This is a genomic window from Stenotrophomonas sp. BIGb0135 (genome assembly GCF_024810105.1).
Taxonomy (GTDB): domain Bacteria; phylum Pseudomonadota; class Gammaproteobacteria; order Xanthomonadales; family Xanthomonadaceae; genus Stenotrophomonas; species Stenotrophomonas maltophilia_AB.
On sequence record NZ_JANUDX010000002.1, the window covers coordinates 189,157 to 216,002 of the forward strand.

Below are 26,846 nucleotides of genomic sequence, written 5' to 3' on the forward strand. Positions count from 1 at the left end.
GCCGCTACGGGGCTCGGCTTGCGGAAACAAGCGGGAACGCTGGCTTTTGACTCTGGTCGGTGGGTCGGGCGCTGGGCCCCATGCCCTTTCCGGCGAATGTCCCCCGGCCGCTGCGCGGCCTCCTCCTTTATTTCGCCTCCAAGGGCATGGGGCCCAGCGCCCGGCCCACCGACCGCCGCGCAAAAAAAATCCGGCCCACGCCGGGGCCGGATCTCGTTTTCCACCGCGCGGCCAACGCCGCAGCAGGCAGGCTTATAGCGCCTGCAGTTCTTCGTTGGCGTTGCGCTTCTTCTGCGCCGGGGCGGTGGCCGGTGGCGGGGTCAGCATCACCGCCGGGGTGGTCGCGTTCTCCACCGGCACGTCCAGGTAGGGTAGCTTCAGCGTCTCGCTGGTCTGGCGGCGGATCTCGTTGGTCAGCACCGGGCTCTCGTTGAGCTTGCGGCCGTAGGACGGCACGATCTGCTTCAACTGCGCTTCCCAGCCGGCCGCCATCTGTTGCGGGAAGGCCTTCTTCAGCAGGTCCAGCATGATCGGCGGCGAAGTCGACGCGCCCGGCGAGGCGCCCAGGAGCGCGGCCAGGGTGTGGTCCTTGTCGGTCACGATCTCGGTGCCGAACTGCAGCACCGGGCCCTTTTCGGGGTCGCGCTTGATGATCTGCACGCGCTGCCCGGCGGTGACCAGTGTCCAGTCCTCGCGCTTGGCGTTGGGGAAATACTTGACCAGTTCGGCCTGGCGGTCAGCGTCGTTCAGACGCGCCTGGCCCATCAGGTACTTCACCAGGTCCAGGTTCTCCATGCCCACGTCGAGCATGCCTGCCACGTTGTTGTGGTTGACCGAGGAGTACAGGTCGAACCACGAACCGTGCTTGAGGAACTTGGTGCTGTACAACGCGAACGGCCCGAACAGCACCACCGGCTTGCCGTCCAGCTTGCGTGCGTCCAGGTGCGGGACGGACATCGGCGGCGAGCCGGTTTCAGCCATGCCGTAGGCCTTGACCGAATGACGGCCGGCGATCGCCGGAGACTGGAAGGCCAGGAACTGACCGCCCACCGGGAAGCCGGCGTAGTCCTTCGACTCGGGGATGCCCGACAGCTGCAGCAGCTTGAGCGCGGCGCCACCGGCACCGATGAACACGAAGCGCGACTTGATCGTGGACTCGTTGCCGGACTTCAGGTCCTTCACGGTCACGTTCCAGGTCTTGTCCTCGTTCTGGCGCAGCGCGCCCACTTCGTGCTGCAGGTGCAGCTGGAAGTTGGGGCTGCGCTGCAGGCCGGCCGTCAGCTGGCGGGTGATCACGCCGAAGTTGACGTCGGTGCCCAGCGGCATCCAGGTGGCGGCCACCTTCTGCTGCGGGTCGCGGCCCTCCATCAGCAGCGGTGCCCACTGCCGGATCTGCGCGGCATCCTCGGAATACTGCATGCCGTAGAACAGCGGGTTCTTGACCAGCGCCTGCTGGCGCTTGTGCAGGTAGGCGATGTTGTCATCGCCCCACACAAAGCTCATGTGCGGGGTGGGGTTGATGAAGTCCGAGGGCTGGCTGAGCCGACCTTCGCGCACCTGGTGCGACCAGAACTGGCGCGAGATCTCGAACTGCTCGGCGATCCCGACCGCACGCTTGGTCTCGATGCTGCCGTCCGGCAGTTCGGGGGTGTAGTTGAGTTCGGCGAAGGCCGAGTGCCCGGTGCCGGCATTGTTCCAGCCGTCCGAACTCTCCAGCGCCACGCCGTCCAGGCGCTCGTACACCTGGATGTTCCAGTCCGGCTGCAGCTCCTGCAGGAACGTGGCCAGGGTGATGCTCATGATGCCGCCGCCGACCAGGACCACGTCGACCGGCTTGTCGTTGCCGGCGGCCGGGACCGAGCGCTGATGCAGGGGCCAGTACAGGAATATCGCGGCTGTCAGCAACAACAGCACGAGCAGGCCGAGGACGACCTTGGCAAATTTTTTCATAGGGATCTCGGGAGGGGGAGATGTGAACAGGATGCCCACGCCATGGGGAAGAGGCGTGAAGAAACAAGTGCTTGGGCGATCCTCATGGCGATTTTATCGCCTTTCGACGGGCTTCTGGTGCAACGCAGCATCCGACCCGGGGTGATCGCCTCAATCGCTGGCCAGGGTGAAGTACTCGGCGAGGAAGTAGCCCGCCTGGTAAACCAGCGCGGCCACGGCCAGTCCCAATTGCGCCCGCCGGTCCCGGCAGGCGGCGCCCAGCGCCGCGATGGCCAGCATCAGCACCGTATGCAGCGGATAGGCCGGGCCCAGCATCTGCCAGCGGCTGTGGCCCTTGATCGCGGTGTCCCCCAAGTCCAGCAGGGTGAGCAGCGCCAGCATCCCGAAGAACCAGCCCCGGCGCTGCAGCAGGTAGTTTTCATAGCTGCCGAAGCTGCGCAGGTCGTCGGGGAACAGCAGCACGCACAGCATGAACCACGCCGCGCAGTAGGCGATCACGAACAGGTACAGCCCGAACGTCCACTGCCGCACCTCGCCCAGGCGGAACTCCCACCACCAGAACGTCACCACCGAGATCAGCGCCCACAGCACCCAGCACAGGTGAATCCACGACCAGCCGCGGCGCTCGGGGTGCTCGATGATCGAGGCCAGCCCGCGCAGCAGGGTGGTGATGCTCAGGCCGAGGATGATGCTCAGCACCACCCGGATGTGCAGGTAGACCGGATCGCTGTCCATCGATGCCCCCACCCTTGGAATGCGCCGATGCTGCGCCGGGCGGGGTTGACGGCCCGTGTAGGGCGACGGCGGGGCAGCCGGGCAGCGGTACCCGTTACGCCGCGGTGGTCAGCGCTTCTTCCGCACCAGCGTGGCCGACGCGTCCAGCACCGCCCGGGTCAGCAGCGCCATGGTCTGCACATCGCCCTTCCAGTGCTGCCAGTACAGCGGCACGTCTTCCCACGCGCGCTGCTTCATCAATACCAGCCGCCCGGCCTCCAGGTGGCGGCGCACCAGCGGCAGGGGGTTCATCGTCCAGCCCAGCCCGCCGAGGTTGGCCTGCACGAAGGCGCGGGTGGAGGGAATCCACCAGGTCGGCGCAGTCAACGGCAGGTCCTCGCCGGCCAGCCGCCGCGCGAACCGCGCCTGCATGTCGTCCTTGCGGTTGAACACCAGCACCGGCGCCTGCGCCAGCGACTGCGCGTTGACCCCCTTGGCGAAGTGCTGCGCATGGAAGGCCGGGGTGCAGGTGGCCGCGTAACGGATGCTGCCCAGTGCGTGGATCTGGCAGCCCTGCACGGGCTCGTCCAGGGTGGTCACCGCGCCCAGCACCGCGCCCTGGCGCAGCAGCGCCACCGTGTGGTCCTGGTCTTCCAGGCGCAGGTCCAGGGTGGTGCCGGTCTGCTGCGAGAAGCTGCGCGCCGCATCGGGAAACCAGGTCTCCAGGCTGTCGTGGTTCACCGCCACCGGGATGCTGGCGTGGGGCAGGTCTTCGTCGGCGATGCCCATCCGGTGCAGTGCATCGTGCTCCAGCAACGCGGTCTGCTCGGCCAGCTGCACCAGTACCTGGCCTTCCGGGGTCGCCACCGCCGGCGAGGAACGCTTGATCAGCAGGCGTCCCACGCGGTCCTCCAAGGCCTTGATCCGCTGCGATACCGCCGAGGCCGTGACGTTGAGCGATTGCGCGGCGCGCTCGAAACTGCCTTCGCGGACCACCGCGGCGAGCGCGCGAAGCTGGGCATGATCGATCCGCATGTTCTTAAGCCTGGCTAATGTGGGTTAAGCAAGTTTAGCTCTACTTTTTCATGTTGCGGCGCGACAATGTGCGCCATCCGGTGCTGTACGCCTTGGCGAGGCACCGCCCCCAGTAGCAAGACAAGGCGGTAACCCATGTTCTCCATCATCTCCGGCGGCCCCGGTCTGGCCGCGTGGTTCAGTGGTGCTGCGACCGGCATCGGCCTGTTCGCGGTGGTCGGTGCACAGAGCGCCTTCATCCTGCGCCAGGGCATCCTGCGCAAGCACATCGTGCCGGTCGTGGCGACCTGTGCGGCCATCGATGGCATCTTCATCTTCGCCAGCGTGGCCGGCCTGCGCACGCTCACCCAGGCGCTGCCGTGGCTCACCACCGTGGTGCTGTGGGGCGGCGTGGCCTTCCTGGCCTGGTATGCGTGGCAGTCGGCGCGGCGCGCGCTGGCCGGTGGCGGTGGCATGCACGTGGACGACGGCGATAGCACCTCGCGCCGCGCGGTGCTGATGTCGGCGGTCGGCTTCTCGCTGATCAATCCGCACTTCTGGCTGGACATGATGGTCATCGGCGGCATCGCCGAGAACTTCGGCAATGCACGCATGGCCTTCGCCGCCGGGGTGTTCACCGCCAGCTGCCTGTGGCTGACCGCGCAGGGCCTGGGCGCGCGCCTGCTGGCCCCGCTGTTCACCAAGCCGAAAACCTGGCGCATCCTCGACGGCACCATCGCGGTGATCCTGTCGATCCTGGCGCTGACCCTCGCGTTCCGCGGCATGCATTGAACTCTCTCCTCGATGCGTTCCTTCAATGGCACCGCTTGCGGTGCCATTTTTTATGGGCGACACCTCGGAAACCGCCTACCCCACGGCGCGCCTTCCCCCACTGGTCTGGGTGTTCAGGTTACGTCTAGAATCTGGCACCCGGACAGGGTGTCCGGAAGACAGGGGGATAAGGATGCGCAAGTCAGGTTGGGTGGCCTTGGCCATGTGGGGAGCGCTGGTGGGGCAGGCCGGCGCGGTGGATCTGGACCGCTACCTCAAGCGCGATGATTTCGCCGATATCAAGCTTTCCCCGGATGGCGCCTATTTCGCCGCGACGGTGCCGATGGAGGACCGCACCGCGTTGGCGATCCTGCGGACCAGCGACAACAAAGTGGTCGGCTCGTTCGTGCCGCCGCCGAAGAACCACGCCGAAGACTTCAACTGGGTCAACAACAACCGCGTCCTGATCAGCCTGGCGGAGAAGTGGGGCGCCCTCGACGAGCCGAGCCTGACCGGTGAGTTGTACGCCATCAACGCCGACGGCGGCCGCGGCGAGCTGCTGGTCGGCTACCGGGTCGAGAGCAATGGGCCCGGCACCCGCATCCAGCCCAAGAAAGTGGAGGACGTGGCGGCCTTCCTCATCGACCCGCTGCCCCAGGACGACCGCAACGTGCTGGTGTCGATCATGCCGTTCACCAGTGATCCGTTCAGCCGCGTGGACAGGCTGGATGTGCAGAGCGGCCGTCGCCAGACCGTGGCCCGCTCGCCGGTGCGCAATACGCGGTTCGTCAGCGACCATGACGGCCAGGTCCGGTTCGCGCATGGGGCCGGCACCGACAACGTCAACAAGCTCTACTACCGCGAAGGGTCCGGCGACACCTGGAAACTGGTCAACGACGAGGCCGCCACGCACCGCATCGAGCGCGCGCTGGGTTTCTCGGCGGACGGCTCGCTGGCCTACCTGCGCAGCGAGCAGGCACAGGGCCCCGATGCCATCGTCTCCTGGGACCCGAAGACCGGCAAGCGCGCCACCGTGCTGCGCGACCCGCAGGTGGATCCGAGCGCGGTGATCGTCCGTCCCGGCACCGCGATCCCGGTCGGGGCGCTGTTCCTGGGCGATACCCCGCGGACCCGCTTCTTCGATGAAACCTCGGCCGATGCGCGGCTGTATCGCAGCCTCGAAGCCGCGTTCGGCGGGGATGCGGTGTACATCACCTCCAGTTCCCGTGACGGCAAGCTGCTGCTGATCCAGGCCTGGTCCGGGCAGAACCCCGGCGATTTCTACCTCTTCAACAACGAGACCAAGAAGGCCGACCACCTCATCAGCCGCAGCAGCTGGGTGGAGCCGGCCAAGGCGGCCAAGGTCACGCCGATCGTGGTGAAGGCGCGCGATGGACTGGAGCTGCATGGCTTCCTGACCGTTCCGGCGGGCAAGAGCGGCAGCCGCCTGCCGATGGTGGTGCTGCCGCATGGTGGCCCCTACCACGTGTTTGATTCGGGCAGCTACGACAGTGAAAGCCAGCTGCTCGCCGCGGCGGGGTATGCCGTGCTGCAGGTCAATTTCCGCGGCTCCAGCAACTATGGCCGCAGCTTCGAGCAGGCCGGCGCCGGGCAGTGGGGGCGCAGCATGCAGGACGACGTCACCGACGCCACCCGCTGGGCCATTGCCCAGGGCCACGCCGATCCCGCGAAGATCTGCATCTATGGCGCCAGTTATGGTGCCTATGCGGCCCTGATGGGCGCGGCGAAAGAGGACGCGCTCTACAGGTGCGCGGCGGGCTACGTCGGCGTGTACGACCTGCCGATGATGTTCACCCGGGGCGATACGCAACAGAGCAAATCCGGCGAAACCTTCCTGAAGGACTGGCTGGGCGACCCGCAGAAGCTGGCCGCGGTATCGCCGGTCAATCTCGCCGCGCAGATCAAGGTGCCGGTCTTCCTGGCCGCCGGCGGGGAAGACCAGCGTGCCCCGATCCAGCACACCAAGCGCATGGAAGCGGCGCTGAAGAAGGCTGGCGTACCGGTGGAGTCGCTGTACTACGCCACCGAGGGCCATGGCTTCTACACCGACCCGCATCGCCGCGAGTACTACACCAAGCTGCTGGCCTTCCTGTCACGCAGCCTCGGCGGAGAAACCGCCAACGCCGCCACGGCGGCGCAGCCGTGACCGGTTGAGCGCGGCCCCGGCAATGGCGCGCTCACGCGCCGCTGCCGGGGACCGCGGTCGTGTACTCGGCGCGGGCAGGGGCCCGCACCACCAAGGGGAAAAACAATGCACAACCGTGTACTGGCCGCGCTGCTGTGCGTGGCGGGCGGCTGGCTGCCGAATGCCGCCAGCGCCGTGGACCTGGACGCCTTCCTGCGCGAAGAAGCCTTCGCCGACATCACCCTCTCGCCGGACGGCGCCTATGTGGCGGCGACCATTCCGCTGGAGGACTCCACGGCGGTGGCCATCCTCGGCAGCAAGGACATGAAGATGGTCGGCTCCTTCCGGCCACCGCGCAACAACCACGCCATCAGCGTGGACTGGGTCAGCAACACGCGGCTGCTGGTCGGGCTGGGCGAGAAGTTCGGTCGCCGGGAGGAGCCCATGGCCACCGGTGAGTTGTACGGCGTCAACGCCGATGGCAAGGACGGCGAACTGCTGATCGGTTACCGCGCGCGTACCCAGCGGGTGACCACGGCCACCGGCACCGAGCGCGGCGGGCCGGTGGTGGCATTCCTGACCGACGAACTGGCCGACGACGACCGCACTGCCCTGGTCGCGGTGACGCCGGTCGTGGGCACGGCATTCACCCAGATCGAGCGCCTGGACGTGGTCACCGGCAAGCGCCTGCTGGTGGCCCGCTCACCGGTGGCGGCGGCCAGCTTCAGCACCGACAACACCGGTGCCGTGCGCTTCGCCCGCGGTGCCGGCAATGACAACGTGCACAAGCTGTACTACCGCGCCGACGCCGCGGCGGACTGGGTGTTGATCAACGACCAGGCCGCCAGCAAACGCATCGAGATACCGGTCGGGTTCTCCGCCGACAACACGCTCGCCTACCTGTGGGTGGAACAGCCGACCGGGCCGGATGCGATCGTCAGCTGGAATCCGCAGACCGACGAGCGCCGCATGCTGCTGCGCGACGAGGTGGTGGACCCGGGGCAGATCATCGTCCAGCCGGGCACGCGGGTTCCGGTGGGCGTGTTGTACTTCGGCGACGCGCCGCGTGCGCGTTTCTTCGACGAGGGCTCGGCGACCGCGCGCCTGTACCGCACCCTGCAGGCGGCGCTGGGCGGGCCGGTGCACGTCACCTCCAGTACCCGCGACGGCAGCCGCGTGCTGGTGGCCACCTGGTCCGGGCGCAATCCCGGCGATTTCTATATCTACGACACCGCCACCAGGAATGCGCGGCACCTGGCCAGCCGCAGTGAGTGGATCGATCCGGACAAAAGCGCGGAGGTCCGCCCGTTCGCGCTGACCGCGCGCGATGGCCTGCCGTTGCATGGCTTCCTCACCGTTCCCAGTGGCAGCAGCGGGCGCAACCTGCCGATGGTGGTGGTGCCACACGGCGGCCCGATCGGGGTGTTCGACAGCGGCCGCTACGACATGGAAGCGCAGCTGCTGGCGGCGGCGGGCTACGCCGTGCTGCAGGTCAACTTCCGCGGCTCGGCCAACTACGGGCGCGCCCATACCGAGGCCGGCAAGCAGCAGTGGGGCGCGGCCATGCAGGACGACGTCACCGACGCCACGCACTGGGCGATCGGGCAGGGCGTGGCCGACAAGGCGCGCATCTGCATCTATGGCGCCAGCTACGGTGCCTACGCGGCGATGATGGGCGCCGCGCGCGAGCCCGGCCTGTACCAGTGCGCGGCCGGTTACGTGGGCATCTATGACCTGCCATTGATGTACAACCGCGGCGACATCAGCGACTACAAGTCCGGAGTGACCTACCTGCGCGAATGGCTGGGCAGCCCCAAGGACCTGGAGGAGCGCTCGCCGGTCCGGCTGGCCGCGCAGATCCGCGTACCGGTGTTCCTGGCCGCTGGCGGGCGGGACGCGCGTGCGCCGATGGTCCACTCGCGCCGGTTGGAAGCGGCCCTCAAGCGCGCCGGCAGTCCGGTGGAGAGCCTGTATTACTTCAACGAAGGCCATGGCTTCTACGCGCCCGAGCACCAGCGCGAGTTCTACCGGCGCCTGCTCGCCTTCCTCTCGCGCAGCCTCGGTGGCCAGGTCGCCAGTGCCAGCGAGGACACGGGCACGCGCAAGGCCCCCTGAGATGAGCGGCGGCAACCGCGGCGGTTGCCGCCGCAGCACGGGGCTTACTTCACCCCGTGCATCATCTTCCGCAGCAGCGGCGAGCACGCCAGGGCAACGGTCGCGCAGCCGAGGCCGATCCACATCAGCAGCCAGAACAGGTGTTCATAGCTGGCCGCGGCAGCGGCGATGTTCATCGTTTCACCTTCCGGCACCTCGATCGCGGCGAGCTTGCCGAACAGCGCGGCCAGGGTTTCCGAGAACGCCGTGGCCAGGAACCAGGTACCCATCATCAGGCTCACCACGCGCGGCGCGGCCAACTGGGTGACCGCCGACAGGCCCACCGGCGACAGGCACATTTCGCCGATCTCCAGGATCAGGTAGGCCAGCACCAGCCACCACACGCTGGCCATCTGACCGGTCGCGCCCACCTGCTGCGCGGCCAGCGCCAGCGGCACGAACGACAGCGCGGCGAAGATCAGCCCGAACGACGACTTGACCGGCTTGGACGGGTCCAGCCGGCGCCGGTCCAGCCACGCCCACAGGATCGCGAACAATGGCGCCAGCACCACCAGGAACAGGCCGCCCAGGTAGGTCAGCGAGCCGGCGGTCTGCGGGATCACCAGGCAGTCGCGCACCAGCATCACCAGCATCAGCGCGACGATGGCGATGAACAGGTTGCGTGGCGCGGTCGAGCCGGGGCGGCGCTCGGACAGGCGCGCGGCCACCACGAAGCCCAGTGGCGCCAGCAGCAGCGAGGCGATCGACCACGGCAACGGGGTGCCGCCCTGGATCACCAGCGACGGCACCAGGTCCTTGGTCAGCAGGCGATCGGTGAAGGTCACCCAGGAGCCGTAGGTCTGCTCGTACAGGGTGAAGAACACCAGCGCCATGAAGATCAACGCCATCAGCGCGATCATCTGCTGGCGCTGCACCGGGGTGCAGCGTGTGCCGGTGAACCAGGCGAACCACAGCAGCACGCCACCGAGCACCACGATCATCAGCATCAGCGCCAGGCTGATTTCGCCGCCGAGCGCGAACGCGCCATTGGCGGCGGCCCACATCAGCGCCGCCACCGGCACCACGCCGATCACCGCCACCGCGTAGATCAGCCATTCGCGGCGGAGGCCGAGCACGCGCTGGCGCAGGGCCACGTGGTCGGTCGGCTCGGCGTGCCCCTGCAGGTACTTCTGCCCCCACAGGAACATGCCCAGCCCGATCACCATGCCGATCCCCGCCGCACCGAAGCCGTACTTCCAGCCGTAGGCCTCGCCGAGGAAGCCGCAGACCAGCGAGGCGAACAGCGCGCCCAGGTTGATGCCGGCATAGAACAGGGAGAACCCCGAGTCGCGGCGCGGATCGTTTTCCGGGTACAGCTTGCCGACGATGGTGGAAATGTTGGGCTTGAGGAAGCCCACGCCCATGATGATCAGGGCCAGCGACAGGTAGGTGATGCCGAGCGCGGCATCATCGCGCACCACCTGGCCATCGATGCGGGTGGCCGCGTGGCCTTCGAAGGCCATGCCCAGGTGGCCCAGCACCAGCAGCACGCCGCCGAACACCACCGCCTTGCGCATGCCCAGCCAGCGGTCGGCCAGCAGCCCGCCGAACACCGGGATGCAGTACACCAGTCCACCGTAGGCGCCCAGCAGGTCCAGCCCGGCCTTGTCGCCGAACAGGTGGTACTTGGTGAGGTACAGCAGCAGCAGCGCCTTCATCCCGTAGAAGGAGAAGCGCTCCCACATCTCGGTGAAGAAGCAGACGTAGACCCCCTTGGGGTGGCCCAGGAAATCGTCGGAGGCGGTCGAGGCAGAAGCGGGCAGGGCGGCTGCGGTCATCGAAGTGGCAACGGCAAAGAGGCGGTGATTATAGGGTCATGCGCGGTAGTGCCGGCCCATGCCCGGGGCACACGCCAGCGCTCGCGCGCTGCGTGCGCCTCACAGGTAGCGCAGCCATGCGATGTCGCGCCGGCGTGCCTTCAACCGGGCAAACGCCCGGGTCGGCCAGTACAGGGCGAGCGCCAGCACCGCGGTGATCGCCCACAGCGCGGCCACGTGGTCCACCCCGACATAGGCGCCGTGGGTCGGCCCCCAGCAGGCCTCTGCCAGCACATACAGCAGCTTGAGCACGTACAGGTGCACAAGGTAGAAGAACATCGGTGCCGCGCCGATGTCGGCCAGCGGTCGCAGCGCCCGCGCCACCGCGGGGTGCTCGTACAGGCGCAGCAGCAACAGCCCGAGGCCCAGGGTCAGCAGCAGGAACAGCAGCGACGGCGGGTACTTGGTGACATTCAGTACGCTCATGAGGGTCTGCCCCGCCGTGCCCAGTACCTGCCAGGGCGCATCGCCGTAGACGTTGCTCGCGCGCAACGCGGCGAAGCCCAGCAGCGCGCCGGCACCGGCCCACAGCAGGCGGCGTTGGCGCAGCGCCGGGTCGCCACCGCGGGCGAACCATGGCCCGATCACCCAGCCCAGCGCGATCACCCCGATCCACGGCAGCACCGGATAGGACGTGCGCAGGCGCAACTGCCCGCCGAGCTCGATCCAGTCGCGCTGGTGCAGCACCTTCCACAGCACCGCCCACGCGCCATCGCCCTGCACCTGCACGCCATCGAGCAGGTTGTGCCCGCCGATCAGCACCAGCGCGAGCACCCCCAGCACGCCACGCGGCAGCCACAGCAGGCCGGCCAGCGCCAGCATGCTCAGCCCGATCGCCCAGATCACCTGCAGGTAGACCACGCCCGGTGGGAACGCCAGGGTCCAGGCGAAATTGACCACCAGCAGTTCCAGCACCACCAGGAACAGCCCGCGCTTGAGCAGGAACGCGGCGGCCGCATGCCTGCCGTGCGGCTGCCCACTGGCATACAGCCACGCCGACAGGCCGGTCAGCAGCACGAACACCGGGGCGCACAGGTGCGCGAGCAGGCGGCTGGCGAACAGCGCCGGTTCGATCTGCTCCACCGCCATCGGATCGGTCACCTGGGCATGCAGGTAGAACGTCTCGCGCACGTGGTCCAGCAGCATCAGCACGATCACCGTGCCGCGCAGCTGGTCGATGGACGTCAGGCGGGGGGAGGCGGGGGCCACGGGCACTCCGGTGCTGGCGTGACAGGATATAACATAACAACACGGGGCGGTCGGTGCTCCGTGGGGTTTGCCGAGTGCGGCGGTTGGTGGTCCGGGCCGGCGCCGTGCCGCGCCGCCAGCCCGCCAGGGTCACAAGCGCTGGACTTGCCCGGACATGAACGCTAGCGTGGACCAGATTTTTTGCCAGCAGGGGCTTCCATGAACAACGACGCTGCGCCACGCCAGCTCACTCTCCGCGCGGTGGTGCTTGCCATCGTGCTGGCGGTGGTGCTGTCGGCCGCCAACGCCTACCTGGGTCTGTTCGCAGGCCTGACCATCGCCACCGCGATTCCCGCCGCCGTCATCTCCATGGGCGTGCTGCGCCTGCTGGGCGGTGGCACCATCCTTGAAAACAACATCGTCCAGACCGGCGCCTCGGCCGGCTCGTCGATCGCCGCCGGCGTCATCTTCACCATCCCCGCGCTGGTGATCATGGGCTACTGGCCGGACTTCAAGTACTGGTGGGTGCTGGGCATCGCCGGCCTCGGTGGCCTGCTGGGCGTGCTGTTCTCGGTGCCGCTGCGGCGCTCGATGATCGTCGAAGACCCGCTGCCGTTCCCGGAAGGCAAGGCGGCCGCCGAAGTGCTCAAGGCCGGTGAAAACCCGGGCCCGGGCCTGAAGATCCTCGCCGTGTCCGCGGTGATCGGTGCGTTCGTGAAGCTGGCGGCCGAGAGCGGCCTGCGCCTGATCCCCGATGCCTGGGCCACCTCGGCCTACGTGGGCAGCTCGAAGATCACCGCCTTCATCGGCACCAACCTGTCGCCGGCGCTGCTCGGCGTGGGCTACATCGTCGGCCTGAATGTCGGCATCGTGGTGGTGTCCGGCTCGATCCTGACCTGGCACATCGCCATTCCGCTGTACCAGGCGTTCTTCCTGAACAGCGATCCGGCGCTGGCCGCCTCGATCGCCACGGTCACCTCCACCGAGGCGGCGTTCGCCATCTGGGGCGCGAAGATGCGTTACCTCGGCGTCGGCGCAATGCTGATCGGCGGCGTCTGGACCCTGATCTCGCTGCGCAAGTCGCTGCTCAACGGCGTCAAGAGCGGCTTCGCCGCGGCCCGCAAGAGCGGTGGCCCGGCGCTGGCGCACACCGAGCGCGACCTGCCGATGAAGTGGATGCTGGTGGCCCTGGTGGTGTTCACCCTGCCGCTGCTGGCGCTGTACCAGGCCATCGTGGGCCAGTGGCACGTCTCGATCCCGATGACCCTCATCATGATCGTCGCCGGCTTCCTGTTCGTCTCGGTCTCGGCCTACCTGGCCGGCCTGATCGGTTCGTCCAACAATCCGGTCTCGGGCATCACCATTTCCACCATCCTGTTCGCCTCGGCGGTGCTGGTGCTGCTGCTGGGCAAGGACGGCCTGACCCCGGTCGGCGTCGGCGGTGCACCGCTGGGTGCGGTGGCCGCGATCATGATCGGTGCGGTGGTGTGCTGCGCTGCCGCGGTCGGTGGCGACAACCTGCAGGACCTCAAGGCCGGCTACATCGTCGGTGCGACCCCGTGGAAGCAGCAGCTGATGCTGGGCATCGGCGCGTTCTCGTGCGCGCTGATCATGGCCCCGGTGCTGAACCTGCTGGCCACCGCCTACGGCATCGGCGTCAAGTCCGAGCTGCATCCCAACGCGCTGGCCGCGCCGCAGGCCAACCTCATGGCCTCGGTGGCCAAGGGCCTGTTCGGTGGCGAGCTGCCGTGGACCTTCATCGGCATCGGCGCGGTGGTCGGTGCGGCGATCATCGCCTTCGACAGCTGGCTGAAGTCGCGCAACGCCCGTTTCCGCGTGCCGGTGCTGGCCGCGGCGATCGGTATCTACCTGCCGCTGGAGCTGATGGTGCCGATCTTCCTCGGTGGCCTGATCGCCTACCTGGTGGAGCGTTTCCACAAGATCCGTGGCGACGATGAAGAAGGCCGCGACCGCGTGCACAAGCCGGGTGTGCTGTTCGCTGCCGGCCTGATCACCGGTGAGGCCCTGATGGGTATCGCCATCGCGGTGCCGATCGTGCTGAGCAGCCGTGCCGACGTGCTGGCGCTGCCGTTCCACCTGCCGGGTGCGCAGTGGATCGGGCTGGCCGTGCTGTTCCTGGTGGGCTGGCTGATCTACCGCACCGGCAAGCGCGCGGTGGGTTCGGTCTAAACACCCCCGACCGGTTTCAAGGCAAACCCCGCCCCGGCGGGGTTTGTTGTTTCTGACGGTGGCAAGGGCATCGGCATGACCGATGGCCTTTGCATGGGCGGGCCCTCCGGCCCTACCATCGGCGTTTTGCCGTTCCGCGGAGACCCCGATGAAACTTCGTTACGCCCTGCTGCCGTTGTGCCTGCTGACTGCGATGCCGTCGCTGGCCGCCACGCGTGGCCTGGATGTGCGCGACATGATCGCGCTGGATCGTGTCTCGGCCCCGCTGCTGACCGCCGATGGCGGCAACGTGGTGTTCGCCAAGCGCGTGGTCGGCAGTGACAGCAAGGCCAGCACCGGCCTGTTCATCCGCAACCTGCGCACGCGTGACCTGGCGCCGCCCAAGCCGCTGACCCCGGCCGGCTGGAACGTCAACTCGGCGGCACTGTCGGCCGACGGCGGCACCGTGTATTTCCTCAGCGCCAAGGGCGGCAGCCAGCAGCTGTATTCGCAGCCGATCGCCGGCGGCGCCCCGCGCCAGCTGACCGACTTCGCGGTGGAGGTGGACAGCTTCCACGTGTCCCCGCAGGGCGACCGTGTGGTCTTCAGCAGCGGCGTGTTCCAGGCCTGCGGCTCGGACCTGGCCTGCACCAGCAAGAAGCTGGACGCGCACAAGGCGCGCAAGAACACCGGTGAAGTCTTCGACACGCTGTTCGTGCGCCATTGGGACACCTGGGCCGATGGCCGCCGCAACACCCTGTTCGTGGCGCCGTTGCCGGCGGCCAAGGCCGCTGCGGTGAAGGGCGCCTCGGCGATCAGCGCCACCCTCGACGGCGACGCGCCGTCCAAGCCGTTCGGCGGCAACGACGACTTCGCCTGGGCGCCGGACGGCAAGAGCGTGGTCGCCTCCATCCGCGTGGCCGGCAAGCAGGAACCGTGGTCGACCAACTTCGACCTGTACCGCCTCGACGTGGACGGCAAGCAGGCCCCGGTCAACCTTACCGCGTCCAACCCGGCCTGGGATGCCGGCCCGGTGTTCAGCGCCGACGGCAAGACCCTGTACTACCGCGCGATGAAGCGCCCGGGCTTCGAGGCGGACCGCTTCGGGGTGATGGCGCTGGACCTGGCCTCGGGCAAGACCCGCGAGATCGCGCCCAAGTGGGACCGCTCGGCCGGTGAAATCGTCCTGGCCGCCGACGGCAACAGCTTCTACGCCGGTGCCGACGACCTGGGCGAACACCGCCTGTTCAACATCGACATCGCCACCGGCAAGGCCACCGTCGTCGCCGAAGGCGGCAGCATCGGTTCGCCGGTGATCGCCGGTCCCACGCTGGCGTACACGAAGAACAGCCTCAAGAGTGGCGACCAGATCGTGGTGGCCGCCGCCGATGGCAGCAGCCCGCGCGAGATCACCCCGAGCGCCTCGCAGATGCTGCCCGACGTGGCCTTCGGCGATTACGAGCAGTTCCAGTTCAAGGGCTGGAACAACGACACCGTGCACGGGTATGTGGTCAAGCCGTACAACTACCAGGAAGGCAAGACCTACCCGGTCGCGTTCCTGATCCACGGCGGCCCGCAGGGCAGCTTCGGCAATGGCTGGAGCTACCGGTGGAACCCGCAGACCTACGCCGGCCAGGGCTACGCGGTGGTGATGATCGACTTCCACGGGTCCACCGGCTACGGCCAGGAATTCACCGATGCGATCAGCCAGCACTGGGGCGATCGCCCGCTGGAAGACCTGCAGAAGGGCTGGGCCGCGGCGCAGAAGCAGTACCCGTTCCTCAACGGCGACAAGGCCTGCGCGCTGGGTGCCAGCTATGGCGGCTTCATGGTCAACTGGATCGCCGGCAACTGGAACGAGCCGTGGAAGTGCCTGGTCAACCATGACGGCGTGTTCGACCAGCGCATGATGGGCTACGCCACCGAAGAGCTGTGGTTCACCGAGTGGGAGCAGGGCGGCACGCCGTACCAGAAGGCCGCCAGCTACGAGAAGTTCAACCCGGTCAACCACGTGTCGGACTGGAAGAAGCCGATCCTGATCGTGCATGGCCAGCTCGACTACCGCATTCCGGTGGAGCAGGGCCTGGCCGCGTTCACCGCGGCGCAGCGCCAGGGCATCGAGTCCAAGTTCCTGTACTTCCCGGACGAGAACCACTGGGTGCTCAAGCCGCAGAACAGCGTGCAGTGGCACGACACCGTCAACGGCTGGTTGAAGCAGCACATCGGCGAGTAAGCCCGTCCGTAGAGCCGACCGTTGGTCGGCTGCAACAGGCAGCAGCGGCCCATCCGTAACGCCGACCGTTGGTCGGCCGCAACAGGTAGCAGCGGCCCATCCGTAGAGCCGACCGTTGGTCGGCTGCCACAGGCCGCAGCGGCCCGTCCGTAAAGCCGCCCATTGGTCGGCTGCAACAGGCCGCAGCGGCCCATCCGTAGAGCCGACCGTTGGTCGGCTGCAACAGGCAGCAGCGGCCCATTCGTAGAGCCGACCGTTGGTCGGCTGCAACAGGCAGCAGCGGCCCATTCGTAGAGCCGACCGTTGGTCGGCTGCCACAGGTAGCAGCGGCCCGTCCGTAAAGCCGCCCGTTGGTCGGCTTTAACAGGTCGCAGCGGCCCATCCGTAAAGCCGCCCGTTGGTCGGCTGCAACAGGTCGCAGTACGGTCTCGGTCGGCTGCACTGGATTGCTTGTCCCCATCGGGACCAGTGCAACGGTCCCGCCCCAGGCCGCCGCAGCCGACTTACGCTCAGCGCTACGTCTCCTCCGTGCAACTGTTTACCCACCAGGCACCCCGCACCCGTGAAAGCACCCGCCCTCATCCAGAACGACATCGTCGTCTTCGGCCTGATCGCCGCCACCCTCGGCGCGGTGTTCTGGACCGCCTCGCGCGAGCAGGGCCTGTGGAAGCGCTTCTACACGGTCGTGCCGGCGCTGCTGCTGTGTTACCTGCTGCCCGGCATCTACAACACGGTCGGGCTGATCGATGGGCAGAACACGCACCTGTACAACCCGGTGGCCCGCGACATCCTGCTGCCGGCCGCGCTGGTGCTGCTCACCCTGGCGGTGGACATCAAGGGCATCCTGCGGCTGGGGCCGAAGCTGATCGTGATGTACCTGGGCGCCTCCTTCAGCATCATGCTGGGCGCGGTGGTGGCCTTCCAGCTGATGAAGTGGCTGCACCCGGCCACCGTGGCGGGCGATACCTGGGCGGGCATGGCCGCCCTGGCCGGCAGCTGGATTGGGGGCGGTGCCAACATGCTGGCCATGCGCGAGGTGTTCGACGTCAATGCGACCACCTTCGGCCAGTTCGCCGTGGTCGACGTGGGCGTGGGCTATGTGTGGATGGCGGCGTTGATCTTCCTGGCCGGACGCGCGGCGAGGATCGATGCACGCAGTGGCGCCGATACCTCCGGTATCGACGAACTGAAGCTGCGCATCGAGAAGTTCCGCAGCGAACACGAGCGCGTGGCCAGCCTTACCGACCTGATGCTGATCGTCGCGGTCGCCTTTGGCACGGTCGGTCTCTCGCACGCGATCGCCGGACCGGTCTCGGCGTGGTTCAAGGGCCACGTCAGCTGGGCCCCGCAGTTCAGCCTGGACGCACCGTTCGTGTGGGTGGTGGTGATTTCCACCACCTGCGGCCTGGCGCTGAGCTTCACCCGCGCGCGCAACCTGGAAGGGGCAGGGGCCTCCAAGCTGGGGTCGCTGCTGCTGTATTTCCTGATCGCCTGCATCGGCATGCAGATGGACCTGCTGGCATTGCTGGACCGCCCGTGGCTGTTCCTGCTGGGCATCATCTGGATCGCGGTGCACATCGTGCTGCTGTGGGCGTTGGCGCGGGTGTTGAAGGTGCCGTTCTTCTATTTCGCGATCGGCTCGCAGTCCAACATCGGCGGCCCGGCCTCGGCACCGGTGGTCGCCGCCGCCTTCCACCCGTCACTGGCCCCGGTCGGCGTGCTGCTGGGCACGATGGGGTATGCCACCGGCACCTACCTGGCCTACATCGTCGGCATCACGCTGCGCGCCATGGCCGGGCAATAGAACCATACGCGCGCAGCGCAGCACCATCAGGGGTTCATGCGCTCGGAACGGAGAGCATCCACGCATGGCGTGGATCTACGGGAGCCGGTGCGCCGGTTTGAACGCGAGCCCACCCGCGCACCGATTGAAACGCAGCCCACGCGCACACCGATTGAAATGCCCGACCATGCGATAGCAACGCCCGTAGATCCACGCCATGCGTGGATACCGCGCGCAGCGCGGCACCATCAGGGGTTCATGAGCATCGGAACGGAGAGCATCCACGCATGGCGTGGATCTACGGAAACCGGTGCGTCGGTTTGAACGCGGGCCCCACCCGCGCACCGATTGAAACGCGGCCCACGCGCACACCGATTGAAATGCCCGACCATGCGATAGCAACACCCGTAGATCCACGCCATGCGTGGATACCGCGCGCAGCGCGGCACCGTCAGGGGTTCATGCGCATCGGAACGGAGAGCATCCACGCATGGCGTGGATCTACGCAAACCGGTGCGTCGGTTTGAACACGGGCCCCACCCGCGCACCGATTGAAACGCGGCCGACGCGCACACCGATTGAAATGCCCGACCACCCGATAACAATCCCCGTAGATCCACGCCGTGCGTGGATACCGCGCGCAGCGCGGCACCGTCAGGGGTTCATGAGCATCGGAACGGAGCGCATCCACGCATGGCGTGGATCTACGGGAGCCGGTGCGCCGGTTTGAACGCGAGCCCACCCGCGCACCGATTGAAACGCGGCCCACGCGCACACCGATGGAAATGCCCGACCACGCGCACACCGATTGAAATGCCCGACCACCCGATAACAAATCCCGTAGATCCACGCCATGCGTGAATACCGCGCGCAGCGCGGCACCATCAGGCGTTCATGACCGCGGAACGAAGCGCATCCACGCATGGCGTGGATCTACGCCGTGAGCAGGCCGCGCTCGATCAGCCACGCCCTGGCGTCTTCCGCATCCTGCTCGAACCAGGCCCGCGTCGACCCCAGGCGATACGTGTACCCCCACGTATCCATGTCGCGCATCAACCGGTCGCTGCCCACGCCGGGCAGCTGCGCGGCCAGCACGATCTGCAGGTAACAGGTGGCGTCTTCCTCGGGGACCGAGTCGGTGGCATCGGTATGCACCAGCGCGCGTCGCTCCGGCGGCAGCACGATCAGGTGGCAGGCCTCGTGCAGCATCGAATGCACCGGCGTGTCGTCACGCACGTAGACATCGCTGCCGATGATCCCGGCTTCCGGCTCGCCCCAGTAACTGCCCGGAATCGGCGCAGCGTCGTCCACCCTGTGCAGGCGCAGCTGGTGCGCGGCAAGCAGGGCGACGGCATCGTCGAAACGAATATCGCCGACGCAGGTCACCTGGGCGTCGGCGGCGATAACTTCAGTCGTCATGGTGTCTGCGTTGATCGCCCCTCCCGGTGGGAAGGGGCGACCAGGCTCAGGGCTGCTGCGGGCCTTCGGGCAAGGCGACGGAGATGTCGAGCACGTCGTGCTCGCCGTCCTTGACCAGGTCCACCTTGACCGCGTCAGCATCGATGTTGACGTACTTCTTGATCACTTCCAGCAGCTCGCGCTGCAGAAGGGGCAGGTAATCCGGGCCGCCACGGTGGCTGCGCTCCTGCGCGATGATGATCTGCAGGCGGTTCTTGGCCGTTTCGGCGGTGGTCTTCTTCCGGTTCAGGAAATCGAACAGTCCCATGCTTACCCTCCGAACAGCTTGCTGAAGAAGCCTTTCTTCTCCACGGTGGTGAAGCGCATCGGACGCTCTTCGCCAAGGATGCGGCCCACCGCATCTTCGTATGCCTGGCCCGCCGCCGATTCGGGGTCCAGGATGACCGGCTCGCCCTTGTTGGACGCATTGAGCACGTCACCCGACTCGGGCACCACGCCAATCGCCTTCAGGCCCAGCACTTCTTCCACGTCGGTGATGCTCAGCATCTCGCCACTTTCCACCCGCGCCGGGCTGTAGCGCGTGAGCAGCAGGAACGCAGGCACGTCCTGGCCCGACTCGGCCTTGTGCGTCTTCGAATCGAGCAGGCCGATGATGCGGTCCGAGTCGCGGACCGACGACACTTCCGGGTTCACCACCACGACGGCGCGGTCGGCGTAATACATCGCCAGGAACGCGCCCTTTTCGATGCCGGCCGGCGAATCGCAGATGATGTAGTCGAAGCCATCGGCAGCCAGGTCCTTGAGCACCTTGCCCACGCCTTCCTGGGTCAGCGCATCCTTGTCGCGCGTCTGCGACGCCGCCAGCACGTACAGGTTGTCGAAGCGCTTGTCCTTGATCAGCGATTGCTTGAGGGTCGCTTCACCGTGCACGACATTGACGAAGTCGTACACCACGCGGCGCTCGCAGCCCATGATCAGGTCCAGGTTGCGCAGGCCGACGTCGAAGTCGATCACGGCCACCTTCTTGCCACGGCGTGCCAGTCCGCATGCCAGGCTGGCGCTGCTGGTGGTCTTGCCGACGCCGCCCTTGCCGGAAGTGACTACGATGATTTCAGCCAAAGGACTTCTCCTGATTCATTTGTTTGGGCGCCGGATCAGTCCAGCGCCGCGATCTTGATCTGGTCCTGTTCCAGCCACACCTGCACGGCCTTGCCGCGCAGGGTGTCCGGGACATCGTCCAGTACCTTGTAATGGCCGGCGATTGCGACCAGTTCAGCATGGAATTCACGGCAGAAGATGCGCGCCGTGGTGTTGCCTTGGGCACCTGCCAGGGCACGGCCCCGCAGCGTACCGTAGATATGGATGCTGCCGTCGGCGATCACTTCGGCACCGGCGCCGACCGTGGCCATGACCGTCAGGTCGCAGTTCTCGGCGTACAGCTGCTGGCCCGAACGCACGTTGCTGGTCTGCATCCGGCCGGGCTGCGGTGCCTTGGCCGGATCGGCCGGGGCGGCCGGCGGTGCAGCCGCGCGGGTGCGGCGCGCCGGTTCCGGCGCGGGCGCGGGCGGCGGCGGGGCCGACGGCACCGCTTCCAGGTCGGCGCGTTCGTACTGCGCACGGAACTTGGCCAGCAGTGGCAGCCCCAGCTGCTGGGAAAGCCGTTCGGTCTCGGGGGTGCCGTAGGCCAGCGCCACCGGCAGCACGCCGGCGCTGCGCAGGCCGTCAAGCAGCGCCTGTGCGGTGGCCACCTCGGGCACCTGGCTGAGGCCACCGAAGTCCAGGATCACCGCCGCGCGCCCGAACAGCTTCGGCGCCCGCGCCACGCGGTCGTGCATTTCGCGGGTGAGGCGTTCCACATCCAGGGTGCGGATGCGCAGGTTGGCGATGCCGACCTGGCCGATCTTCAGTTCACCGGCCTGTTCAAAATCCATGTTCGCCGCCACCTCAGGTCCCCGTCGGTCGATGCGCGCGCAGCGGCTCGCGACGATGGCCCACCCAGGGCACGTCGGGCAGCTGGTCGCCGTAGGTGTCGTGCACCCACTGGTAACTGCACAGGTCCTTGAGCAGCATGCTGGCGCGTACGTCGACGTGCTCCATGGTGTTCTGCCCGACCTCGCGGAAGCCGAAACTGCCATGGAACAGCAGCGCCGCGTCGGCGCCGTGGTCCAGGAACACCTCGCAGGTCATCTGCGGGTAGCGCAGCTCGGCATAGCTCTGCGCATCGGCATAGAACGCACGACCGACGCCGCCGCCGCGACGGCGGCTGGCGACCACGATGCGGTCGATATAGAAGAATTTGCTGTCCAGCTGCTGCTGGAACCAGGCGAAGTTGCTGCTGTCGTGCTGGCTGTCGCTGCCGAAGCCGATCAGGAAGCCGGCCAGGTTGCCGTCGCGCTCGGCGACGCGGAAATATTCAGCGGTTTCATAGAACAGACGCAGGCGGGCGGCATCCAGCGGCAGGATGGCCAGGCCGGCATTGTTGTTCAGGGCCAGGACGGAATCGAGCTCGTGCTCGCGCACGTCGCGGATGACAATCGACATTGTGACTCCGTGGGGTAACGCGGTTGGCCCATCAAGGGGCCCTCGTCGGATTATTGCACGGGTCGCCGGCCCTCGCGAATCGGGGGGCATGACTTATGTGGGGGTGCAGGGGCGCAGGTTCAGCCTAAGATGCGTCCATGCTGGGATACCTGAGCCAAACCCGAGTACTGCGACTGGCCGGCCTGTTCACCTGGGTCATGGTCGGCCTGCCGGTGGTCTATTCCCAGTACGAATCGCTGCTGCGCCACCGCGGTGACGGCCTGGACAACTGGGCGGTGTGGCTGTTCACCGCCTACCTGGCGTTCGGCGCGTGCTACTTCTGGTTGACCCGTGGCCTGCGCGACGGCGGCGGGCATTCGGCCTGGTATGACCGGGTGGTGCTGCTGCTGCTCACGACCTCGGCGCTGGGGGTGAGCTACCTGAGCGGATCGGGCCTGGGCAGCATCCTGATGATGGTCGCCGCCGGGGTGATTCCCTGGATGCTGCAGGTGCGCGGCGGAGTGCTGTGGCTGCTGCTGAGCCAGCTGGCGGTGCTGCCGGTGTACTACCTGATACTGCGCATGCCGCTGTTCGAAGCGCTGATGCAGTCCCTGCTGTATGGCGGCTTTTCCATGTTCATCTTCGTGACCAGCCTGGTCGCGCGGCAGCAGACCGACGCCCGCGAAGAGCAGCGCCGGCTCAATACGGAACTGCGCGCCACCCGCGTACTGCTGGCCGAAAGTGCCCGGGTCAACGAGCGCACGCGCATCTCGCGCGAGCTGCACGACCTGCTGGGCCACCACCTCACCGCGCTCAGCCTGAACCTGGAAGTGGCCGGCCACCTCACCGACGGGCAGGCCCAGGAACACGTGCACCAGGCCCACACCCTGGCCAAGCTGCTGCTCACCGACGTGCGCGAGGCGGTCAGCCAGATCCGCGACAGCGGCGCCATCGACCTGGCCGCCGCGTTGCGTCCGCTCACCGAGCAGGTGCCCTCGCTGGACATCCACCTGGACATTGCCGAACCGCTCAGCGTCGAAGACCCGGAGCGCGCGCACGTGCTGCTGCGCTGTACCCAGGAAATCATCACCAACGCGGTCCGCCATGCGCGGGCGCGCAACCTGTGGATCCAGGTCCGGCGCGACAGTGAAGGCCAGGTGGTCATCCAGGCGCATGATGACGGGGTGGGGGCCGACGGCATCGTGGTCGGCAACGGCCTGCGCGGCATGCGCGAGCGCCTGTACCAATGCGGTGGCGAGTTGCAGATTGAAACCCGCCGGGGTCAGGGCTTCCGCCTGCGCGCCTCGGTTCCCGGCGCGCCAGTGCTGCTGCTGGCCCCCGTTCCTTGAGGAGTGCTCGATGATTCGCGTCTGCCTGGTCGACGACCAAACCCTGGTGCGGCAGGGAATCCGCTCGCTGCTGGCGCTGGATGCCGGTATCGAGGTGGTGGCCGAGGCCGCCGATGGCCGCCAGGCGGTCGAGCTGGTGCCGCAGGTGCGCCCGGACGTGGTGCTGATGGACATGCGCATGCCGGTGATGTCCGGCCTGGAGGCGCTGCAGATGCTGTCGCGGCTGGGCCAGCTGCCGCCCACCATCATCCTGACCACCTTCGACGACGACCAGCTGGTGCTGGCCGGGCTCAAGGCCGGGGCCAAGGGCTACCTGCTCAAGGATGTGACCCTGGACCAGCTGGTCGGTGCGATCCGCACCGTGGCCGACGGCGGCTCGCTGGTGCAGCCGGCGGTGACCCAGCGCCTGCTCTCCGGGCTGGAGCACATGCGCAACGAGTTCGTCAGCCTGGACCGGCCGGACCCGCTGACCGACCGCGAAACCGAGATCCTGCGCCTGATGGCCAGCGGTTTCTCCAACAAGGAGATCGCCAACTCGCTGGGCGTGGCCGAAGGCACGATCAAGAACCACGTGTCCAACATCCTGTCCAAACTGGGCGTGCGCGACCGGACCCGGGCGGTGCTGAAGGCCTTCGAGCTGCAACTGGTCTGAGCGGCCGCCGGACACGATCCTGAACATCCGCCGCAGCCCTTGTGCAGCAAGGGCTGCGGGATGGTTCCGGGGCCCGTCGGCCGAATCCGGCAAAGAAATATTCCGCATCCGCTACGTGCTGACACGCGCGATGCGTTATCTTTCCGCTCCTTGTCTATGCAAAACCGCTGCCGGCATGGAAACCGGTGCGCCAATCCTGATCTACAACACCCGCGAAGCCTGCTAGGATTGGCGCTTCGCTTCAATCAACCCGGCCGTGGGATCGGCCCCGGAGACTCCTGAATGACCCGTATTATCGAGTTCCTGATCGCCTTGGGGATCGTGGCTGGCCTGTTCGTCATCATTGGCGTATGTCTGCCGGGCGAGCGCCATATTTCCGAAAGCATCGAGACCAACCGCAAGATGACGATCGTGTACGACACGGTCAACAGCCTGCGCCGCTTCAAGGACTGGAACCCGCTCTTGCTGCGCGATCCCGCCGTTGAACTGAAGCTGTCCGGCCCCGCGGCCGGCGTTGGTGCACGCCTGGACTACGTCTCCAAGGATAGTTCCCTGGGCGAAGGTAGCTGGGAGATCACCGGTTCTGAGAAGAACAAGCTGGTGTCGATCAACATCGAGGATGCCACCAAGGGCCACGACAAGAAGACCAGCTTCACCCTCGAGCCGACCGGCAAGGGTGGCCGCAACGTCAAGATCACCCAGGACTACAGCGTCAAGTACGGCTTCAACCTGTTTGGTCGTTACGCCGGCCTGTACGTCAGCCGCCACATCGGTGACGACCTGAAGCTGGGCCTGTCGCGCATGGCCAACATGCTGGCCACCGTGCCGAACATCGACTACCGCACCGCGGAAGCCCCGCTGACCGACCTGGCCATCGTGGACGTCCCGGCCGAAGACCTGCTGGTGGTCACCGCCGGCAACGTCGACCGCGGCCAGGAGACCATCACCAAGTCGATCCATGACAACCAGGAATGGATCAAGCGCGTGATGGAGGCCAACAACCTCGAAGCCGCCGGCCCGTTCCGGATCATCACCACCGACTTCGGCCAGGAGAAGTACGCCTTCGACGTGGCCCAGCCGGTGAAGAAGAAGGGTGCTGAAGGCGCGACTGCCGAAGCCCTGACCGTGAAGATCGACGGTGGTGCCCCGGTCAAGTACGTGCACGTTGCCCCGCACCGTTCGGCGCATGCGGCCTACACCGGCCACATGGCTGGCCTGGACATCGCCCGTAACGCCCTGCGTGCGTGGTCGGTGACCAACGGCAACGAAGTGATCGACCGTCCGTACGAGTCCTGGAAGGACGGCGTGGACAAGTCGTTCACCGCCGACGGCACGTACGACATCTACTGGGCCGTCAAGTAAACCGACGGTTGACGTGATGTAACGCACGACGAAAAACGCGCCGCTCCCTGCGGCGCGTTTTTTTTTGGCTCCGATCGCGGAGCGCCCTGGAAGGAAGTCCGCATGCTCAACCTGGAACGACGTGCACGCAAACCCTCACTGCTGGCGTGCCTGGGCGGGCTGCTGGCGGCCACCGCCGTGGGCCTGTCCGCCTATGCCTCGCACGGCATCGCCGAGCCATTGGCCCAGTCACACGTGAACACCGCCGCGCTGTATGCATTCGGCCACGGCATCGCACTGGCCGTGCTGGGCCCGACCCAGCAGAACAGCGTCGGCAAGCTGGCCTTGTACGTGCTGCTGCTGGGCACGCTGCTGTTCTCCGGCAGCCTGGTGGCCGGCGCGCTCTGGCAGCTGAGCACCGGGCTGGCGCCGGTGGGGGGCAGTGCGCTGATGCTGGGCTGGGTCGTGTACGGCCTGAACGCACTGCGCCGCTGACATGCCCCGCTTCCGGCGTGGCTTCGATGTAGAGCAGGCGCACGACTGGCTCAGTCGTCGCGACCGCCGGCTGGGGACGTGGATGAAGCGGCTGGGCCCGATCGCGGCGCAGCCCGGCTGGTCGACGTCGTTTGATCCGGTCGATGCACTGGCGCGCGCGATCCTGTTCCAGCAGCTCAGCGGCAAGGCCGCCTCGACCATCGTTGGCCGGGTGGAGGTCGCGATCGGCAGCGCGCGCCTGCACGCCGACACGCTGGCCCGCGTCGATGACGCCGCGTTGCGCGTCTGCGGGGTATCGGGCAACAAGACGCTGGCACTGCGCGATCTGGCCCGGCGCGAGGCCGCCGGGGAGATCCCCGACCTGCGCCGGATGTCGGTGATGGAGCACGATGCCATCATCGACGCACTGGTGCCGATCCGCGGCATCGGCCGCTGGACGGTGGAGATGATGTTGATGTTCCGGCTGGGGCGGCCGGACATCCTGCCGGTGGATGACCTCGGTATCCGCAAGGGCGCCCAGCGCGTGGACAAGGCCGAGACCCTGCCCACGCCCAAGGCGCTGCTGGCGCGTGGCGAGCGCTGGGGGCCGTACCGCACTTACGCCAGCCTGTATCTGTGGCGGATCGCCGATTTCAGCGTGGCCGCGAAAGAAGCCACCCGGCGCTCACAGGAGTGAGCGGGCGCGGGTGTGGCGATGATGGGCGAAGATTGCCCAGGTGCCGTGCAGGCAGACCAGCGTGCCAACCGCGATGACGGCCAGCAGGGTCCGGTCGGGACGGCCGGGCATGCTCAGCTGGACCATCAGGTACCCCGCGCAGAACACCAGGGCCAGGCAGGCGGCGATGCGGCTGCGACGATGGATGCCATAGCCCAGCCCCAGGTAAAGCGCGGCGATCACCAGCGTGATGCCGGCAAACAGGCCGGCCTTGGCCACGCCGTCCGCCGGGGAGGTCACCCCGCCCATGCCCACGCCCGCGGCCATGAAGGCATGGAACACCGCCAGGCACGCGGCAAGCGCCCACATCCGCGTGATCGGACTGGCCAGCGCGCGCAGCGTCAGCCGGCGCCGGCGCTGGAGGCCCGGCAGCGGTGCCGGTAGGCCGGCCTGGTAGGGGTTGTCGTCCATGACCC

22 protein-coding genes are annotated in these 26,846 nt (G+C 67.4%); 11 read left to right on the forward strand and 11 right to left on the reverse strand.

What is annotated here, in order from left to right; genetic code table 11:
- Window positions 1-252: 252 nt before the first annotated feature.
- From mqo to M2421_RS05290, 3 genes are all read right to left on the reverse strand, one after another.
- On the reverse strand, window positions 253-1,950 hold the full coding sequence (gene mqo, locus M2421_RS05280; RefSeq protein WP_259203834.1) for a malate dehydrogenase (quinone): 1,698 nt from the start codon (window positions 1,948-1,950) through the stop codon (window positions 253-255).
- Between the two features lie 150 nt (window positions 1,951-2,100).
- A complete protein-coding gene (locus tag M2421_RS05285) occupies window positions 2,101-2,685 on the reverse strand; it encodes a hypothetical protein (protein WP_259203836.1) in 585 nt (194 codons plus the stop codon).
- A 108-nt stretch (window positions 2,686-2,793) separates the two neighbouring features.
- Window positions 2,794-3,699: a LysR family transcriptional regulator ArgP gene (locus M2421_RS05290; protein ID WP_259203837.1), complete on the reverse strand. Its 906-nt coding sequence runs from the start codon at window positions 3,697-3,699 to the stop codon at window positions 2,794-2,796.
- A 135-nt stretch (window positions 3,700-3,834) separates the two neighbouring features.
- Between M2421_RS05290 and M2421_RS05295 the strand changes: the two genes are divergently transcribed.
- From M2421_RS05295 to M2421_RS05305, 3 genes are all read left to right on the forward strand, one after another.
- On the forward strand, window positions 3,835-4,470 hold the full coding sequence (locus tag M2421_RS05295) for a LysE family transporter (protein WP_259203838.1): 636 nt from the start codon (window positions 3,835-3,837) through the stop codon (window positions 4,468-4,470).
- Window positions 4,471-4,642: 172 nt separating this feature from the next.
- Window positions 4,643-6,616, forward strand: coding sequence for a S9 family peptidase (locus tag M2421_RS05300; protein WP_259203839.1), 1,974 nt, complete (start codon window positions 4,643-4,645; stop codon window positions 6,614-6,616).
- A gap of 105 nt (window positions 6,617-6,721) precedes the next feature.
- Window positions 6,722-8,710: a prolyl oligopeptidase family serine peptidase gene (locus M2421_RS05305; protein ID WP_259203840.1), complete on the forward strand. Its 1,989-nt coding sequence runs from the start codon at window positions 6,722-6,724 to the stop codon at window positions 8,708-8,710.
- A gap of 44 nt (window positions 8,711-8,754) precedes the next feature.
- Here the strand turns inward: M2421_RS05305 and M2421_RS05310 are convergent, their stop codons facing one another.
- Both M2421_RS05310 and M2421_RS05315 read right to left on the reverse strand, forming a co-directional pair.
- A complete protein-coding gene (locus M2421_RS05310) occupies window positions 8,755-10,527 on the reverse strand; it encodes an oligopeptide:H+ symporter (RefSeq protein WP_259203841.1) in 1,773 nt (590 codons plus the stop codon).
- Between the two features lie 99 nt (window positions 10,528-10,626).
- Window positions 10,627-11,775 carry a heparan-alpha-glucosaminide N-acetyltransferase domain-containing protein gene (locus M2421_RS05315; protein ID WP_259203842.1) on the reverse strand — a complete coding sequence of 383 codons (1,149 nt, stop codon included), beginning with the start codon at window positions 11,773-11,775 and terminating at the stop codon, window positions 10,627-10,629.
- Window positions 11,776-11,973: 198 nt separating this feature from the next.
- On the opposite strand from M2421_RS05315, the gene M2421_RS05320 reads away from it, so the two are divergent.
- From M2421_RS05320 to M2421_RS05330, 3 genes are all read left to right on the forward strand, one after another.
- Window positions 11,974-13,944 (forward strand): oligopeptide transporter, OPT family, encoded by a 1,971-nt coding sequence (locus tag M2421_RS05320; RefSeq protein WP_259203843.1) that lies wholly within the window; start codon window positions 11,974-11,976, stop codon window positions 13,942-13,944.
- Between the two features lie 148 nt (window positions 13,945-14,092).
- A complete protein-coding gene (locus tag M2421_RS05325) occupies window positions 14,093-16,156 on the forward strand; it encodes a S9 family peptidase (RefSeq protein WP_259203844.1) in 2,064 nt (687 codons plus the stop codon).
- A gap of 562 nt (window positions 16,157-16,718) precedes the next feature.
- The gene (locus M2421_RS05330; protein WP_259203845.1) at window positions 16,719-17,960 is read left to right on the forward strand and encodes a DUF819 family protein; all 1,242 of its coding nucleotides are present in this window, start codon (window positions 16,719-16,721) and stop codon (window positions 17,958-17,960) included.
- A 912-nt stretch (window positions 17,961-18,872) separates the two neighbouring features.
- Here M2421_RS05330 and M2421_RS05335 read toward each other — a convergent pair.
- From M2421_RS05335 to M2421_RS05355, 5 genes are read right to left on the reverse strand one after another with little or no spacing between them, the layout of a single operon-like run.
- Window positions 18,873-19,358 carry a hypothetical protein gene (locus M2421_RS05335; protein WP_259203846.1) on the reverse strand — a complete coding sequence of 162 codons (486 nt, stop codon included), beginning with the start codon at window positions 19,356-19,358 and terminating at the stop codon, window positions 18,873-18,875.
- A 46-nt stretch (window positions 19,359-19,404) separates the two neighbouring features.
- Window positions 19,405-19,665: a cell division topological specificity factor MinE gene (minE, locus tag M2421_RS05340; protein ID WP_017355894.1), complete on the reverse strand. Its 261-nt coding sequence runs from the start codon at window positions 19,663-19,665 to the stop codon at window positions 19,405-19,407.
- A gap of 2 nt (window positions 19,666-19,667) precedes the next feature.
- Window positions 19,668-20,477, reverse strand: coding sequence for a septum site-determining protein MinD (minD, locus tag M2421_RS05345; protein WP_256776357.1), 810 nt, complete (start codon window positions 20,475-20,477; stop codon window positions 19,668-19,670).
- A 35-nt stretch (window positions 20,478-20,512) separates the two neighbouring features.
- Window positions 20,513-21,289 (reverse strand): septum site-determining protein MinC, encoded by a 777-nt coding sequence (gene minC, locus M2421_RS05350; RefSeq protein ID WP_259203848.1) that lies wholly within the window; start codon window positions 21,287-21,289, stop codon window positions 20,513-20,515.
- 13 nt (window positions 21,290-21,302) lie between these two features.
- Window positions 21,303-21,899, reverse strand: a complete 597-nt coding sequence (locus M2421_RS05355; RefSeq protein WP_259203849.1) for a GNAT family N-acetyltransferase — start codon at window positions 21,897-21,899, stop codon at window positions 21,303-21,305.
- 137 nt (window positions 21,900-22,036) lie between these two features.
- Between M2421_RS05355 and M2421_RS05360 the strand changes: the two genes are divergently transcribed.
- The 5 genes from M2421_RS05360 (at window position 22,037) to M2421_RS05380 (ending at window position 26,391) form a co-directional block, all read left to right on the forward strand.
- Window positions 22,037-23,227 carry a histidine kinase gene (locus tag M2421_RS05360; protein WP_259203850.1) on the forward strand — a complete coding sequence of 397 codons (1,191 nt, stop codon included), beginning with the start codon at window positions 22,037-22,039 and terminating at the stop codon, window positions 23,225-23,227.
- 10 nt (window positions 23,228-23,237) lie between these two features.
- A complete protein-coding gene (locus tag M2421_RS05365; RefSeq protein WP_259203851.1) occupies window positions 23,238-23,879 on the forward strand; it encodes a response regulator transcription factor in 642 nt (213 codons plus the stop codon).
- A gap of 282 nt (window positions 23,880-24,161) precedes the next feature.
- Entirely contained in the window at window positions 24,162-25,241 is a 1,080-nt protein-coding gene (locus M2421_RS05370) for an SRPBCC family protein (protein ID WP_259203852.1), read from the forward strand.
- A 102-nt stretch (window positions 25,242-25,343) separates the two neighbouring features.
- Window positions 25,344-25,715 (forward strand): DUF423 domain-containing protein, encoded by a 372-nt coding sequence (locus tag M2421_RS05375; protein ID WP_259203853.1) that lies wholly within the window; start codon window positions 25,344-25,346, stop codon window positions 25,713-25,715.
- 1 nt (window position 25,716) lies between these two features.
- On the forward strand, window positions 25,717-26,391 hold the full coding sequence (locus M2421_RS05380; RefSeq protein ID WP_259203854.1) for a DNA-3-methyladenine glycosylase: 675 nt from the start codon (window positions 25,717-25,719) through the stop codon (window positions 26,389-26,391).
- Here the strand turns inward: M2421_RS05380 and M2421_RS05385 are convergent.
- Window positions 26,380-26,841, reverse strand: a complete 462-nt coding sequence (locus tag M2421_RS05385; protein WP_259203855.1) for a hypothetical protein — start codon at window positions 26,839-26,841, stop codon at window positions 26,380-26,382. The genes M2421_RS05380 and M2421_RS05385 overlap by 12 nt on opposite strands.
- Window positions 26,842-26,846: the final 5 nt, after the last annotated feature.